Origin of the sequence: Achromobacter sp. UBA4530 (assembly GCF_002388205.1) — a bacterium.
Classification (GTDB): domain Bacteria; phylum Pseudomonadota; class Gammaproteobacteria; order Burkholderiales; family Burkholderiaceae_B; genus Achromobacter; species Achromobacter animicus.
In genome coordinates, this window is record NZ_DGMA01000050.1 from 1 (window position 1) to 15,831 (window position 15,831).

The 15,831-nt window shown below is 66.9% G+C and carries 13 protein-coding genes; 6 read left to right on the forward strand and 7 right to left on the reverse strand.

The genetic code is table 11. The features are described 5' to 3' along the window. Nucleotides 1-133: 133 nt before the first annotated feature. The 3 genes from B2W22_RS27870 to B2W22_RS27880 are packed head-to-tail and all read right to left on the reverse strand — an operon-like array spanning nt 134 to nt 3,987. Nucleotides 134-1,504 (reverse strand): LLM class flavin-dependent oxidoreductase, encoded by a 1,371-nt coding sequence (locus B2W22_RS27870; RefSeq protein WP_286940410.1) that lies wholly within the window; start codon nt 1,502-1,504, stop codon nt 134-136. Between the two features lie 19 nt (nt 1,505-1,523). Further along, nucleotides 1,524-2,741, reverse strand: coding sequence for an SfnB family sulfur acquisition oxidoreductase (locus B2W22_RS27875; RefSeq protein ID WP_286940412.1), 1,218 nt, complete (start codon nt 2,739-2,741; stop codon nt 1,524-1,526). 4 nt (nt 2,742-2,745) lie between these two features. After that, the gene (locus tag B2W22_RS27880) at nt 2,746-3,987 is read right to left on the reverse strand and encodes an SfnB family sulfur acquisition oxidoreductase (protein WP_286940413.1); all 1,242 of its coding nucleotides are present in this window, start codon (nt 3,985-3,987) and stop codon (nt 2,746-2,748) included. A 226-nt stretch (nt 3,988-4,213) separates the two neighbouring features. On the opposite strand from B2W22_RS27880, the gene B2W22_RS27885 reads away from it, so the two are divergent. The 6 genes from B2W22_RS27885 (at nt 4,214) to B2W22_RS27910 (ending at nt 10,920) form a co-directional block, all read left to right on the forward strand. Continuing rightward, entirely contained in the window at nt 4,214-5,041 is an 828-nt protein-coding gene (locus tag B2W22_RS27885; protein ID WP_286940415.1) for a hypothetical protein, read from the forward strand. Between the two features lie 61 nt (nt 5,042-5,102). After that, complete coding sequence (locus B2W22_RS27890; protein ID WP_286940418.1) at nt 5,103-6,785, forward strand: ABC transporter substrate-binding protein; 1,683 nt, start codon at nt 5,103-5,105, stop codon at nt 6,783-6,785. A 19-nt stretch (nt 6,786-6,804) separates the two neighbouring features. After that, the gene (locus tag B2W22_RS27895; RefSeq protein ID WP_175137152.1) at nt 6,805-7,782 is read left to right on the forward strand and encodes an ABC transporter permease; all 978 of its coding nucleotides are present in this window, start codon (nt 6,805-6,807) and stop codon (nt 7,780-7,782) included. Further along, nucleotides 7,779-8,657 carry an ABC transporter permease gene (locus B2W22_RS27900; RefSeq protein ID WP_175137151.1) on the forward strand — a complete coding sequence of 293 codons (879 nt, stop codon included), beginning with the start codon at nt 7,779-7,781 and terminating at the stop codon, nt 8,655-8,657. Before B2W22_RS27895 ends, B2W22_RS27900 begins: the two co-directional genes overlap by 4 nt. A gap of 14 nt (nt 8,658-8,671) precedes the next feature. Further along, the gene (locus tag B2W22_RS27905) at nt 8,672-10,378 is read left to right on the forward strand and encodes an ABC transporter ATP-binding protein (RefSeq protein WP_286940420.1); all 1,707 of its coding nucleotides are present in this window, start codon (nt 8,672-8,674) and stop codon (nt 10,376-10,378) included. 104 nt (nt 10,379-10,482) lie between these two features. Beyond that, nucleotides 10,483-10,920, forward strand: coding sequence for a universal stress protein (locus tag B2W22_RS27910; RefSeq protein ID WP_175123758.1), 438 nt, complete (start codon nt 10,483-10,485; stop codon nt 10,918-10,920). A 34-nt stretch (nt 10,921-10,954) separates the two neighbouring features. On the opposite strand, the gene B2W22_RS27915 is transcribed toward B2W22_RS27910, so the two are convergent. The 4 genes from B2W22_RS27915 to B2W22_RS27930 all read right to left on the reverse strand — a co-directional run bounded on the left by B2W22_RS27915 (nt 10,955) and on the right by B2W22_RS27930 (nt 15,646). After that, nucleotides 10,955-11,962 (reverse strand): 2Fe-2S iron-sulfur cluster-binding protein, encoded by a 1,008-nt coding sequence (locus B2W22_RS27915; protein ID WP_286940421.1) that lies wholly within the window; start codon nt 11,960-11,962, stop codon nt 10,955-10,957. 11 nt (nt 11,963-11,973) lie between these two features. Further along, nucleotides 11,974-12,453, reverse strand: coding sequence for a GlcG/HbpS family heme-binding protein (locus B2W22_RS27920; protein WP_056319338.1), 480 nt, complete (start codon nt 12,451-12,453; stop codon nt 11,974-11,976). A 29-nt stretch (nt 12,454-12,482) separates the two neighbouring features. After that, on the reverse strand, nt 12,483-13,943 hold the full coding sequence (locus tag B2W22_RS27925; protein WP_286940423.1) for an aldehyde dehydrogenase family protein: 1,461 nt from the start codon (nt 13,941-13,943) through the stop codon (nt 12,483-12,485). Between the two features lie 170 nt (nt 13,944-14,113). After that, nucleotides 14,114-15,646, reverse strand: a complete 1,533-nt coding sequence (locus B2W22_RS27930; protein ID WP_175123761.1) for a hypothetical protein — start codon at nt 15,644-15,646, stop codon at nt 14,114-14,116. Between the last annotated feature and the right edge of the window lie 185 nt (nt 15,647-15,831).

Sequence of the window (15,831 nt, forward strand, 5' to 3'; positions counted from 1 at the left end):
GACCGCAATCGTGGGCGCTCGCCTCCCCGGTGACCGCGGCGTCGGGCGACCTACGTAGATCTGAAATGACCTACGTAGATCTGATATGACCTACGAAGATATGACGCCGCCTACTACGCCCTGCCTCAACATCTCAAACCAACACACCTCCAAATCCAGCCCCCACGTGTCCCTCCGCCAATCTCCCCCTCCCCTCCCCAAACAACTTCTCCCTCAAAGACCCCTCCGAATACGCCCGCTTGTACGACCCCCGCTCCTGCAATTCAGGCACCACGATGTCGATGAAGTCCTCGTAGCATTCCGGCGTCACCGTCCTCGCCAGGTTGAATCCGTCGATATCCGTTTCAGCCACCCACGATTCCAGTTCGTCCGCGATCTGCGATGCGCTGCCGACCAGCGCCGGATATCTGCCCCCTAATGCCATGTCGGCCAGCAGGTCGTTGACCGTGCGGTCGGTGCGGGCCACGGTCAGGTTCTTGACGGCCGATTCGATCGCGTTGTTCTTCACGTAGCGGATCGGCTCGTCTGGGGCATAGCGCGAAAAGTCGATGCCGGTGGAGCTGGCGTAGTGCGCGAGGCCCGCTTCGGGGTTGGCGTAGCGCAGGTATTCGGCGTGCTTCTCGCGTGCCTCGGCTTCCGTTCTTCCCGGCACCACTGTCACGCCCATGAAGAACTTGATGTCGCGCGGATTGCGGCCTTCGCGTGCCACCGCGTCGCGGACGTCGGCGACGAGTTTGCGCAGGCCTTCCTTGGTTTGGCTTGAGACGAACACGCACTCGGCATGGCGCGCGGCGAAGGCCTGGCCGCGGCCGGAGGAGCCAGCCTGGTAGAGGACCGGTGTGCGCTGGCGCGAGGGTTCGGACAGGTGATAGCCCTGTACTCGGTAGTACTTGCCGCTGTGGTCCACCGGGCGAACGGCGGCCGGGTCTGCGTACCGGCGCGCGCGTTTGTCGGCGTGTACCGCGTCGTCGTCCCAACTGCCTTCCCAGAGTTTGTAGGCGACTTCCAGGAACTCGTCGGCGCGGTCGTAGCGTTCGTCGTGGGCGATCTGTTCGGACAGGCCCATCGCGCGCGCCGCGCTTTCCAGGTAGCCGGTGACGATGTTCCAGCCGATGCGGCCGTTGGTCAGGTGGTCCAGCGTCGAGAAGCGGCGCGCCAGCAGGTACGGCGCTTCGTAGGTCAGGTTCACCGTCACGCCGAAGCCCAGGTGGCGCGTGGCCGCGGCCATGGCGGAGACCGTGAGCAGGGGGTCGTTGACCGGGAGCTGGATGGACTCGCGCAGCGTGATGTCGGCCGAGTCCTGGTAGACGTCGTACACGCCAACGATGTCGGCCAGGAACAGGCCATCGAACAGGCCGCGTTCCAGCAGCTTGGCCAGATCCGTCCAGTACTCCAGCGTCTTGTATTGGGTGGACGTGTCGCGCGGATGCGTCCACAGGCCGTGGTTGATGTGGCCGACGCAGTTCATGTTGAACGCGTTCAGGAGGATTTGCTTTTTAGCCATGGCGAGCCGCTCCGGCGTATCAGGTGGTGCCCACGCGCGCGGGCGGGGCGTCGTTGAGGTAGTAGTTGCCAACGGCATGGATCTTCCAGCGCACCGGGTCGTGCAGCGTGTGGGTGCGGGCGTTGCGCCAGTGGCGGTCGAGGTTCAGGTGGCCCAGCGTGGATTGCGTTCCCGATAGCTCGAAGAGCTTGGTGCCGGCGGCCAGCGACGCCTCGGTGGTGAGCGCGCGGGCCTCGGCCACGGCGATGGCGGCAGCGGCGATGTGTTCTGCGGTGGCGTCCGTGGTGGCGATGTCCAGGATTCGGCCGGCGCGCGCCACCAGGGCACGGGCGGCCTCCAACCGGACGGACAGGCGGCCGAATTCGCTGATTGTCAGCGGGTCGTGCCGCGCCTCGTCGACGCCGGCGTCGATCCATGGCCGCGAGCGTTCGCGTACGAAGTCGACGGCGTCGGCCAGCGCGGCTTGGCCGATCCCCAGGTCGATGGCGGCGTGGATCAGCTGCGCCAGCGGCTTGATCGTGTTGGCGGGCGCGGACGGATCGGCAAGCAGCAGCACGTCTTGCCGCGGCACCGCGACGTCCTTGAAGACCACGGTGCCGCTGCCGGTCACGCGCTGGCCGAAGCCGGACCAGTCGTCGATGACTTCGACGCCGGGGCTGTCGCGACGCACGAAGGCCAGTCGCTGGATGCCGCCCTCGTCCACGGTGGCGGTGGGAATCCACTGGGCATAGAGTGCGCCGGTGCAGTAGAACTTGCTGCCGTTGATGCGCCAGCCGTCCTGGCCATCGGGCGTCAGGCGGGTGCGGCGCTCGGCGGCGGTGCGTGTGCCGACCTCGGCGAGCGCATTGCCGAAGCGGTCGCCGGCCAGGGCGCGTGCGTAGAAGCGGGCCTGCTGGTCGGCGTTGCCGTTCACGCGCAGGACTTCCAGCGCGTAGTAGTGGTTCTGCGGGATCTGGCCCAGCGAGCCGTCAGCGCGCGAGATTATCGCCGTGACGGCGGCGAGCGTTACGCGGGAGACGCCGGCGCCGCCATGCTCGCGGGGCACGGTGATGCCCCACAGGCCCGACTGGGAATATCGCTCCAGCTCCGGCAGGGGCAGTCGGCGTTCGCGGTCGCGTACGGAAGCCTCTTCGGCAAATTCGGCGGCCAGCGCGTGGGCGGTTTCGATGGCCTGCGCGTCGTTCTGGATGATGGCGGCGCGGCGGGGCGCCAGCGTGGACACGTTCTGATGCGGCATGAGGTCAGATCCAGGAATGGCGGTTGGGACGCTGGCCGTTCAGCACGTGGTTGCCGATGGCGTGGTACTTCCAGCGCACCGGGTCGTGCAACGTGTGCGTGCGCGCATTGCGCCAGTGGCGGTCCAGGTTGAACTCGGCCAGCGATGCGCGCGAGCCCGAGAGTTCGAAGAGCTTCTCGCTGGCGGTAAGCGCGATCTCCGTGGTCAGCGCTTTGGCGCGCGCCACCACGATGGACGCGGCCGCGACGGCGTCGGCGTCCAGCTCGCGTCGTGCGGCGTCGTCCAGGTGTTGGGCGGCCTCGGTCAGCAAGGCCTCGGCAGCATGCAGGTCGGTGTACAGACGCCCCACGTCGGCGATGACGTACGGGTCCTGCGTCGCGCGTTCGACGTAGGCCTCCACCCAGGGACGCGCGCGTTCGCGCAGGAAGGCCACCGTGTCGTTCAGCGCACCCTGCGCGATGCCGGCGTCGATGGCGGCCTGCATCAGCTGCGCGAAGGGGCCGATCAGCACGGGGCTTTCCTGCACGGTCCAGGCGGGCAGGATGCTTTCCGCTTCCACGCGCACGTTGTCCAGCAGCACCGTGCCGCTGGCCGTGGTGCGCTGACCGAAGCTGGACCAGTCGTCCACCACCGTCAGGCCCGGCGCGCCGCGTTCCAGCACGACCGTCACCAGCCTGCCCTGAGCGTCCAGCACCTTGGAGGGAATCCAGTGCGCGAACAGCGCGCCGGTGGAGTAGAACTTGCGGCCGGTAAGGCGAAAGCCGTCGCCGTCGGGGACAAGGCGCGCCTGTATATCGCGGGTATGGCGCGTGTGACGTTCGGGGCCCGCGTTGCCCAGCCGCCGTCCCGCCAGCACACCTTCGTAGTAACGGCGCTTCTGCTCAGGCGATCCGGTCAGGCGCAACAGGTTGAGAAAGCCGAAGTGATTCTGCGGGATCTGGCCCAGCGACGGGTCCGCCGCGCTGATGATGCGAAAGACCTCGGCCAGTGTGACATGGGACACGTCCGGTCCGCCGTATTCACGCGGCACCGTGATGCCGCCCAGGCCGCTCGCCGAGTAGCGTTCGATCTCGCGCCACGGCAAGCCGCGTTCGCGGTCCCGCTGCGCCGCGCCTTGTGCGAAATCGGACGCCAGCGCATGCGCGGCGTCGATGGCCTGCGCGTCGCCGGCGATGCGGGCGGCAGGCACGACCCGCGGCGCCTCGTCGATGTCGTGCGTGGTGGAAATGCTTGAAGCTTGCGGCATGGAATGCCCCGGCGTTGAGAAGACATGCAGCCTACGTCGCGGCCGAGGCGAAGCGGAAGAACTGATTTTGCATTGGCTTATTTGAAATCGGCATATGCGCCCGAACGCTGCGTACGCCCCTGTTAGCGGGGCGCGGCGCGCATATCCAAATCACCAAAGAATGTTTGTGGCGGGCGTTGGCGCTTGCTTAGAGTCGAGTCTTTCCGCCAACCACCTAGCAGCCGCCATGCCCGAACTGGATCTGCCCTTGTCCCTGCATTACGACGGCGCGCTTGAAGCGCAGCTGTTTGACGATCTGCGGCTTGTCGTTGCGCCGAGCATTCCGGCCGCGCGCCTCGACGCGCCGCGCGACCTGGCAAACGCGGAAGAGCGCGAGGCCGCCGGCCGCTATGCCGTGTGGAACACCGTGCATGACCTCTTCATCACGCAGGTCGCCGCGCATGCGATATCGGGCCTGTTCGACGACGACGTCGAGTTTCAGTTTGCGCTGGCGCGTCAGCTTGGCGACGACGCGGCGCACGCGGAGTTTTCGCGCGGACGCGCCGCAATTCTGCTGGGCGCCGATCCGCTGCCGCTGGTCGAGGAGGGCGTGCGTGACGCATGGGACCTGATCGGCGGCTTTGCGCTGCGCAATTGGCAGAACTTCCTGGCGTGGCAGTTTCACTACGAGCACTACATCCTGGCGCGCCTGTTCGTGAACCGGCGCACCGCACAGGTGCTGGACTTCGGCCACCGCGAATTCGGCGAGAACCGCATTCTGCCGGACGAGGAGGCGCACCGCATCCGCATCACGCAGTGGTGGCTGAACAAGCTGGAACGCGCCGACCCGGCCCAACGTGAAGACTGGGTGGAAGGCCTGATCCAGGCCGACGAGGATGCGCAGCGCATCCTGGGTCCCTATCTGCGCGACTCCTGGCAACTGAACCAACACGCCACGCGCCTGGACACCCGCAACCACGTCGCGCTGTACGACGCGTGGCGGCGCGAGCTGCTGGCCACGCTGCTGCGGCGTGATCCGGCGGATCTGCCTGCATTGACCAGCCTGGCGGCGTGATTCCGCACACCTTCCCCCCTTCTCTGCACGACGCTTCCATTTCACACGCAAGGACACCACGATGACGCAGTCTCTTCCCCCCGCCGCGGACGACCAGGACCAGCCCGCCAGCCCGTTGCGACGCTGGCTCATGGGCGCCGCGGCGCTGATGGGCTCGGGCGCCCTGTTTCCCAACGTGATCTTCGCGCCCGCGCACGCCGACACGAACAGCCTGCCCAACACCGTGGACGGCGCGGTGCGCGGCGGCGTGCTCAATGCAGTGGTGCATCCGGAGCCGCCCACGCTGGCGTTCTACCTGAACTCGTCCACGCCCACGGGGGCCGTGGTGAGCAAGATCTTCGACGGGCTGGTGGAGTACGGCCCGGACCTCAGGCCGCGTCCCGTCCTGGCCGAAAGCTGGACCGTATCGGAGGACGGCAAGACCATCACCTTCAAGCTGCGCCAGGGCGTGCTGTGGCACGACGGCAAGCCGTTCACATCGGCGGACGTGAAGTGGTCGGCTGAGGAAGTGTGGTTGAAGCACGCGCCCAGCGCGCGCCGCGTGTTCCAGTATCTGCAGAAGGTCGAGGCGCCGGACGATCACACCGTGGTGCTGCACCTGTCCCAGCCCACGCCCGTGGCGCTGAACGCCATCGACTCGCTGGGCGCGCCGATCCTGCCGCGCCATCTGTTCGAAGGCACGGACATCCAGAACAATCCGTACAACAACAAGCCGATCGGCACCGGTCCCTTCGTGTTCAAGGAATGGAACCGCGGCAACTACATCGTGCTGGAGAAGAACGAGAAATACTGGCAGCCGGAGCGCCCGTACCTGGACCGCATCGTCTGGAAGATCATCCCGGACGTCTCGGGCCGCGCCACCGCGCTGGAGACCGGCGGCGTCGCTTACGGCGAGCGCAATCCGGTGGCCTTCACCGATGCGACGCGTCTGTCCAAGCTGCCCAAGCTGGCGGTCGACACGTCCGGCTACAACGGCTTTGCCGCCTGGCTGTGGCTGGAAGCCAACCTGCGCGATCCCATCCTGTCGAACCTGAAGGTGCGCCAGGCCATCGCGCACGCGGTGAACAAGCAAGTGCTGGTCAAGACCGTGTGGAACGGCTATGCCGAACCGTTCATCAGCCCGGTGCCGTCGCTGGTCAAGCCCTATCACAATCCCAACGTGCAGCAGTATCCGTTTGATCCGGCGCTGGCCGAGAAGCTGCTGGACGAAGCGGGCTATCCGCGCAAGGCCGACGGCTGGCGCTTTGCGCTGACGCACGACTACATCCCGTTCGGCGACGACTACCGGCGCACCGGCGAGTTCGTGCGCCAGGCGCTGCGCAAGATCGGCATCGACGTGACGCTGCGCGGGCTGGACCTGGCGACGTGGACGCGCAACGTGTTCACCGACTACAACTTCCAGCTCATCAGTTCTTGGGGCACGGTGCTGATCGATCCGCAGCTGGGCGTGGAGACGCGCTACTGGAGCAAAGCTGAAGCCAAGGGCACGCCCTGGTACAACGTGTCCGGCTACAAGAACGCAGACATGGACCGGGCCATCGAAGCGGCGCAGATCGAAACCGATCCGCAAAAGCGCATCGAGCAGTACAACGAGGTGCAGCGGCTGGCGCAGCGTGATCTGCCGCTGATCGGGCTGTTTGAGTTCCGCTGGTTTGGCGTGTGGGACAAACAGGTGCGCAACGTGACGGATGCCTCGTCCCATTCGCGCAACAACTTTGCCAACGTCTGGCTGGGCAAGGCCTGACGGCCGGGGAAAGATCGCCATGTCCCTGCGCCTGCCCCGTCCGCTGCGCTACCTGCTGCAGATCCTGTTCGTGGTGGGCGTCACCGCGATTGCCAACTTCTTCCTGCTGAAACTTGTTCCAGGTGATCTGGTGGACGTGATCGCCTCTGAAAACAGCGGCATCACGCCCGAGCACGTCGCGCAGTTGCGCCAGGCGTATGGCCTGGACCAGAGCGTGTTCGCGCAGCTGGGCTATTACCTCAAGAGCCTGCTGTCGCTGGACCTGGGGTATTCGTTCCGCTATGGCGAGCCGGTGTCGGACCTGATCTTCAACCGGCTGCCCGCGACGCTGGCGCTGATTGGCACGGGTTTGGCGCTGTCCGTGGCCGTCGGCGTGCTGCTGGGCGTGCTGGCCGCCCGGCGTCCGCAGGGCCTCCTGGACACGCTGCTGTCCGGGCTGGCCACGGCCGGCTATTCCGCGCCCATGTTCTGGACGGCGCTGATGCTGATCGTGGGCTTTGGCGTTCATCTGAACTGGCTGCCGGTCGGCGGCATCCGTGACGTGGGCGCGGCGCATCAAGGCTGGGCGCTGTGGCTGGACTACGCGCGCCACCTGGCGCTGCCGGTCACGACCGTGGCGATCTACTACGTGGCCATCTACGCCCGGCTGTCGCGCGCATCGATGATCGAGACCCTGCAGGAGGACTACATCCGCACGGCCCGCGCCCGCGGCAACGGCGAGGCGCGTGTGATCTGGCGCCATGCCCTGAAGAACGCCATTCTGCCGGTCATCACCATGCTGGGTCTGCAAAGCAGCGCGCTGCTGGGCGGCAGCATCGTGGTCGAAACCGTGTTCGCGTGGCCGGGCCTGGGGCAGTTGTCGTTCGAGGCCATCGCCAGCCGCGACGTGAACCTGCTGCTGGGCATCCTGCTGATGAGCGCGGCGCTGGTCGCCCTGATGAACATTGCCGTCGATGCCTGCTACGGCCTGCTCGACCCCCGAGTGAGAAAGACATGAAAGCACCCGCCCTTGCCGCCCTGCGCCTGCTGCGCACGCCTTCGGCCGCCGTCGGCGCGGTCATTCTGGCCATCGTGATCGGCGCGGCCGCCACCGCATCCTGGCTGTTCCCGGACGATCCGCTGGAGATGGTCGGCGCGCCGTTCACCTGGCCCGGCGAGGACGCCGCGTTTCCGGCGGGTACCGACCTGATGGGCCGCGACATCCTGGCCGGACTGTTCCACGGGGCGCGCGTGTCGCTGCTGGTGGGCGGCGCGTCGGCCGCGATCGCGCTGGGCATCGGCCTCTTGGTGGGCGCCTTTGCCGGGTATGCCGGTCCGCGTACCGACGCCGTGCTGATGCGCATCACCGAGCTGTTCCAGACGGTGCCCTCGTTCCTCTTGGCGATCGTGCTGGTGGCGATTCTGGGGCCGTCGCTGTCGACCATCATCTTTGCGCTGGGCATCACGTCGTGGACCGGCATCGCGCGGCTGACGCGCGGCGAATTCATTTCGCTGCGCGAACGCGAATTCGTGCGGGCCGCGCAGACGCTGGGCGCCGGCCACGCCCGCATCATCTTCCGCGAGATCCTGCCCAACGCCCTGCCGCCCATCATCGTGACCACCGCCGTGCTGGTGGCTCACGCCATCCTGTCCGAAGCGGGACTGTCCTTTCTGGGACTGGGCGATCCCAACGTGGTGAGCTGGGGCAGCATGGTCGGCGCGGGCCGCGAGGCGCTGCGCACCGCGTGGTACATGACCGCGCTGCCCGGCCTGACCATCATGGCGACTGTGCTGGCGCTGAACCTGCTCAGCGACGCCATCAACGACGCGCTCAACCCCAAGCTGCGCCGCCGCCGCGTCGCGGCACAGCCCGCCGCTGCCGGCCAGCCGTAACTTCATCTCCTGCCATGACCACGCTGATCGAAATCCAAGGATTGAACGTCGCCTTCCCCGGCCACCAGGCCGTGCGGAACCTGGACCTGCAACTGCGCGCGGGCGAAACACTGGCGCTGGTGGGCGAGTCCGGCTGCGGCAAGTCCACCACCGCGCTCGCGCTGCTGGGGCTGCTGCCGCGCCATGCGAAAGTGCAGGGCCGCGTGCTGTTCGAGGGCCAGGACCTGCTGGCGCTGTCCGAACGCCGCCGCTGCGCGCTGCGCGGCGACCGCATCGCGATGATCTTCCAGGAGCCGATGACCAGCCTGAATCCCGTGCTGACCCTGGGCGACCAGATCGGCGAAGCGCTGCGTCTGCATCGCGGCGCGTCCGCCCGCGCGGCCCGCGCCCGCGCCATCGAACTGCTCGACCTGGTTCGCGTGCCCGAGCCGCAGCGCCGGGTGGACGACTATCCGCATCACCTGTCCGGCGGTCAGCGCCAGCGGGCGATGATCGCCGCGGCCATCGCGTGCCAGCCCGCGCTGCTGGTGGCCGACGAGCCCACCACCGCGCTGGACGTGACTGTCCAGGCGCAGATCCTGAAACTGCTGGACGACCTGCGCGGTGAACTGGGCATGGGGCTGTTGCTGATCACGCACGACCTTGCCGTCGTTGGCGAATGGGCGGACCGCGTGGCGGTGATGGTGCAAGGCGAAAAGGTGGAAGAAGGCGCGGCGTCCACGCTGCTGGGCCAGCCGCGCCACCCGTACACGCGCGGCCTGCTTGGTGCATCGCTGCGGCTGGACGACGCCACGCATTACAGCAGGCTGCGGCTGCCGGAGATTCGCACGCGGCTGGATCCTGCGTCGGGCAAACCGGTTTTTGGACTGGTGACGCCGCCGCGCGCGCCCGCAGCCGCCAACGATCCCGCGGCCAGCGCGAACGGCCCGCTGCTGCAGGTGCAGGAACTGCGCGTGCAGTACCGGACGTCCCGCGGCGTCACCGCCGCGGTCGATGGCGTGTCGTTCGAGATCGCAGCGGGCGAAACCGTGGGTCTGGTGGGCGAATCGGGTTGCGGCAAGTCGACGCTGTCGCGCGCGCTGGTTCGGCTGCTGCCGCCGGCCTCGGGCCGCATCCTCCTTGGCGGCGAAGACACCACGGAACTGGACGCCGGACGTCTGGCGGGCTACCGCCAGCGCGTGCAGATGATCTTTCAGGATCCGTACGCGTCCCTCAATCCCCGGCACACCGTGGCGGACATCCTGGAGGCGGCGCTTCGCATTCACCGTGTGAAGGATCGCGACGAACGCCGCCGCCGCATCCTCCACATCCTGGACGCCGTGGGCCTGCCGCGCGACGCCTTGGCACGTTACCCCAGCGAATTCTCGGGCGGCCAGCGCCAGCGCATCGGCATCGCGCGGGCGCTGGTGCTGCGCCCGGCGCTGGTCATCTGCGACGAACCGGTGTCGGCGCTGGACGTGTCCGTGCAGGCGCAGATCCTCAACCTGCTGGTCGACCTGAAGGATGAGTTCCGGCTGTCCTACCTGTTCATTTCGCACGACCTGTCCGTGGTGCATTACCTGGCGGACCGGGTGCTGGTGATGAACGCGGGGCAAATCGTCGAGGAGGGGCCGAACGCCACGCTCTGGCGCGACGCCCGCCACCCGTACACGCGCAGCCTCATCGCCGCGCTGCCCCGGGGACTGGAACCGCGGGACGAGGCGCAGCGGCGGATCGCCTGACGCCGCCGCGGGCTCCGCCTTAAGGGGGGCTGGCTTGCGCCTGCCCGCAGGCCTATACTGGATTCGCCGTTGCTGGACATTCCTTTACCTAAAGGAGAGGCAACATGTACAGGCACTTGCTCATCGCCGTGGACGGATCCCTGCTGTCCGAATCGGCATTCAAGCGCGCCCTCGTTTTCGCCAAGGAAATGGGCGCCACCATCACCCTGCTGCGCGCCATCCCGGAAGACCACCTGCTGGTTTACCAGGCCGAAATGCTGGGCACCACCGAAGGGCATCACACCGATCAGGCGCGCAAGAACGCGCAGGCGTATCTGGACGGGCTTGAAGCCGAGGCGCGGCACGCGCTGGTGCCCTGCGAAGCCATCGTCACGGTGAACGACCATCCGCACGAGGCCATCGTGGAGACAGCGCAAAAGTCCGGGTGCGACCTGATCGTGATGGGCTCGCACGGACGGCACGGCATGACGGGCTTTTTGCTGGGCAGCGAGACGCAGCGCGTGCTGGCGCGCACGCGGCTGCCGGTGCTGGTGTATCGCTAGCCTTGCGTCAAGGTGCCGGGCCGGGCGGCCGCGGTCAAGCGGCCGCCAGCGCGTGCTGGAACGTAAAGCTGTCCGCGTACAGGTGATCCAGACTGGCGCCGCGTTCGGCCAACAGGCTTTTGGCCTGGCGAATCATCTCCGGCGCGCCGCACAGATAGAACGCATGTTCCGACAGGTCCGCGTGATCTTCCAGCACCGCCTGCTGCACGTAGCCGCGGCGCCCCTGCCAGTCCGCCCCCGCGCGCGACAGCACGGGCACGAAATTGAATTCGTAGAGCCGTCCGGCCCAGCTTTCGATCTCGTCGCGCAGGTACAGGTCCGCCTCGGTGCGCATGCCCCAATACAGGGTCACGGGCGGGCAGTCCTCGTTGCCCAGCAGCGACTCGAGAATCGCCTTGATGGGCGCGATGCCGGTTCCCGTGGCCATCATGATGAGCGGGCGCCAATCTTCCTCGTGATAGCTGAAGACGCCAAGCGGCGCCTCGATCTCCACCGGCGTGCCGGCGCTGGCCTGCCCCAGCCACTGGTCGGTGTAGCGGCCGCCGGGAATGCGGCGCACGTGGAAGTCGATCAGGTTGCCCGCCCGCGCCGACGCCATGGAGAAGCTGCGCGTCTCGCCGTCGGGGAGCACCACGTTCATGTACTGTCCCGGCACGTAATCCAGGCCCTCACCGGGCAGCGCCAGGGTCAGGTGGATGACGTCGTCACAGAACGCGGCGATACGATGGATCGTGGCGGGCATGCGGCGAGGTTCCGGGAAGGTCTGTCGGCTGCTCGCCACGCTGATGCACAGGTCGGCCGTCGGACGGGCCTGGCACGCCAGCGCGTAGCCCTGCTCGGCCTCTTCCGGGGTCAGCGCCATGGGGAATTCGTCATACCGGACAGTGCCCGATTCGAGTTTGATGCGGCAGGTGCCGCAGCCGCCGAACGTGCATTCGTGCGGCAGCTTCACCGCCGAACGCTCCGCGGCTTCCAGCACGGATTCGCCTTCATCGACGACAAAGGCTTCTGCGGTTTCCAGGATGTGCACGCGGTATGCCATGGCGCCCTCGCCTATTTCTTGATGTCCGCTTCGACCAGCACCTTCATGCCGCGCGGCTCCAGCAGTTCGCCCAGCGCAGCCAGTGCCGCAAGACCTGCTTTGGTGTCCTGCTCGCCGTTGCCGCCGCTCAGGCCCACGCCGCCGATCACCTCGCCATTCACGACGATGGGAAAGCCGCCGACGAACACCGCGAACTTGCCGTCGAAGCTCCACTGGATGCCGAAGGCTTCGTTGCCGGGCAGCGCGGGGCCGTTGGGCGGCGTATTGAATAGGTGCGTCGAGCGCTTGTGCCCGGCAGCGGTGAACGCCTTGTTCCAGGCGATCTGCGGGCCCGTGATGCGGGCGCCGTCCATGCGCTCGAGCGCAATCGGATAGCCGCCGTCGTCCACGATGCAGATCGACTCCAGCACGCCGATTTCCTGCGACTTGGCGATGGCGGCGCGCACCATGACGCGCGCTTCTTCAAGTTCCAGGCGATAGATCTGTTTCATGTGCAAAGCCTCTTTGGATGGATGAGCCGTCAGCCGGCGCGGTAGACGGTTTTGATCTGCGTGTAGAACTCCAGGCCCACGCGGCCCGATTCGCGGAATGTGGAGGTGCTGGAATGCTTCAGCCCGCCGAAGGGCGCGTTGATCAGGTTGCCGGTAGTGGTGCGGTTGATCTTCACGGTGCCTGCCTGGATATCGCGGGCGAAGCGGTGCGCGTAGCGCGCGTCGGTGGTGGCAATGGCGGCCGACAGGCCGTATTCCGTGTCGTTGGCCTGCGCGATGGCGTCTTCATAGCCGTCGACCTCGATCAGCGCGATCACCGGACCGAAGATTTCTTCGCGGGCAATGCGCATCTGCTGCGTCACACTGGCAAAGAGCGCGGGCGTGACGTAATAGCCGCGGTCGAAACCCGGACCCGTCAGGCGATCGCCGCCGTACAGGTGCGTGGCCTCCTGCTTGCCCAGTTCGATGTAGCCCAGCACGTTGTCGAGCTGGCGGGCGGTGGCCAGCGGGCCCAGGTCGAAATTGCCGTCCAGGCCGTTGCCGATGGTCAGCGTCTTGATCCTGGCGAGCAGCTTGTCCGTATAGGCGCCGCTGACCTTGCGGTCGACCAGCACGCGGCTGGTGCCGGTGCACGCCTGGCCGCTCAGCGAGAAACCGCCTTTGACCGCCAGGTCCACTGCGCGGTCCAGGTCGGCGTCGGCCAGCACGATCAAGGGATTCTTGCCGCCCAGTTCCATCTGCGTCCGGGTGGTCAGGCCGGCCGTGCGATGGATCTGCTCGCCGGCGGCGGTGGAGCCGGTGAACGAAATGGCGCGCACCTGGCTCGCCCCCGTGATGGCTTCGCCCACCGCTCCTGCCGGGCCCGTCAGGAAGTTCAGCACGCCGACCGGCAATCCGGCCTGCACGAAGGCCTCGGTCAGGCGATAGCCCGACATCGGCGCGTCGGACGAGGGCTTGAACACCACCGTGTTGCCCGTGATGAGGGCCGGTGCAATCTTGCGAGCCGGAATCGAGATGGGGAAATTCCAGGGCGAGATCACCGTCACCACGCCCAGCGGTTCGCGCTGGCTGTAGACGATCATGTCCGGATCGTCGTTGGGATAGGTCTCGCCGGTGAATGACTGGCCTTCGACCGCGTAGAAACGGATCGTCTGCGCCGAACGCAAGATTTCGTCCTTGGCCAGGTTCAGGCCCTTGCCTTCTTCACGGGTCAGTTCGCGCGCGATCGACGCGGCGTTGTCTTCCAGATGCTGGGCCGCCTTGAACAGGATGGCCGCGCGCTTGGAGATCGGCGTGTCGCGCCACGCGGCAAACGCCGCCTCGGCCGCCAGGACCGCCTGCCGGGCGTCCTCGGCGTTGGAGACCTGGAATTGCCCGACGACGTCGTCCGTGTCGGCCGGGTTGCGGTTCGGCGCAGTTTTACCCGAGCCGCTGGGCGTCCACTTGCCGCTGATGTAGTTCAAAAAGGTCTGCTGCGAGAGATCGTCCACGGGAGCGCTTCCTTGATTGAGTCTGGGCGGGCGCGGCAGGCGCAAGGCGCCTGGGCTACTGTCAGAACATTGTATACTTTAATCATTAAGCGACGATCCGTGGAAACCCCACCTGAAGCGTCAGCAAAAAGGCTCCCGCGCGGGAGCCTTTTAGCGTCACGTCGCGCCGTTCAACTCCAGATCAGCACAGCGCAGATCGTCGAGACGAAGAGCGCCAGCACCACGGGCAGCAACAGCGCGCGCACCAGCGACAGCACATTCACCCGCGCAAACCCCGCCACCGCGATCAGCGAGGACCAGGCGATCAGCGTGCCGCCGCCCGTCCAGACGGCGCCCATCTGGCCGACCGCCGCCAGCGTCGCGGGGTCTACGCCGACGACCGGACCCAGCGCGCCGGATAACGTGCCCGTGAGCGGCAGGCCTGCGAAGCCCGAGCCGTCGATGCCGGTGATCATGCCGACCAGCAGCACACCGAAGGCGACGAGGAAGTGGTTTTCCGGGATGAGATGCTGCGCGGCGGAGATCACCTCGAAGAGCAGGCCGGGCGCCTGCGCCGCCGGCACGCCCAGGATCTGCGCGGCCGTCTCATTGGCGCCCACGAAGAAGAAGCCCGCGATGGGCAGCACGGAACCCATCGCCTTGAAGGCGAACACGAAGCCGTCGGTCACGTGTTCGGGACAGACGTCCAGCATCTTGCGAGGGCCTTCGGCGGCCAGCGTCACCAGCATCATCACCACGAAGGCGACGCCGCCGACCAGCGCCGCCGCATCGCCGCCGCGCAGGGCGGGCAGCGACGGAAACAGCCGGGGCAGCACCATCACGGCGATCACGGCCAGGAATGCCAGCGGCGTCACCACCGCAAACACCTTCGACCAGCGGACACGGCGCTGCTCTTCCTCGCTCAGCGCGGGACCGGCGGGCAGCGCGGGATCGGCACCCATCGTGCCGCGGGCAAGTTCCGCCTTGTCGAACGAGCCGGCCTGTTCCATGCGCGCCAGGCTGCCGTCCTGCGCGCGGGCCTGCCAGGCCGTCAGCAGTGCAGGATCGGCCGGCACGATGTGACGGCGCACCAGCAGGTAGGCCGCCACCAGCGCGATCCCGCCGGTGATCAAGGACAGCACGAGCGCGCGGTCGGCCACGACGGCGGCGCTGACGGCCGCCCCCGCCGCCTTGGCGCTGATGCTCGGCGCCACGCCGATCACGTAATCCGACGACAAGGCCATCCCCTGCCCCGCGATCGCGATGGCCATGGCGCCGGCCAGCGGCGGCAGCCCGGCCGCGATGGCCGCCGGCAGCAGGATGGCGGACACCAGCGGCACGGCGGGCGTGGGCCAGAAGAACAGCGAGATTACATAGGTACAGAGGGCGATGATCACGAACGACGAATGCCCGCCCCGCATGACCCGCCGAAATGGCTGGACCATGCGCACGTCCGCCTGCAGCGTCTTCAAGGAATTGAGAAGCGCCGTCATGAAGGTGATGACGAGAAAGATGTTGAAGAGCTCTTTGGCGGCGACGAAGCTGGCGGAAAAGATGCCGATCAGCCCGCTGATCGGATTGCCCGTGATCGCCAGCACGACCAGGAATGTACCGATGACGGAAGGCACCACGACATTGGCGCGCAGGATCATCGTCAGGATGATGGCGGCCACACTGATCAGGTAAATCCAATGAGCGGCAGTGAGCACGACGTCGGATTGCATGCGCTATTCCCCTTGTATGCGTGGCTGTTGGGTCGCCACAATCGGTATACTATATTTCGATAGTAGTCATACCAACCGAAATATGCGCCGCCTAGGGAAACCGATAGTGCGGGTTTCAGCCTGATTTTCAGCTGAAAATCAAGGGATTACCCGGAGTTTTTGGAATTTTGCGATCAGCGTCCGAA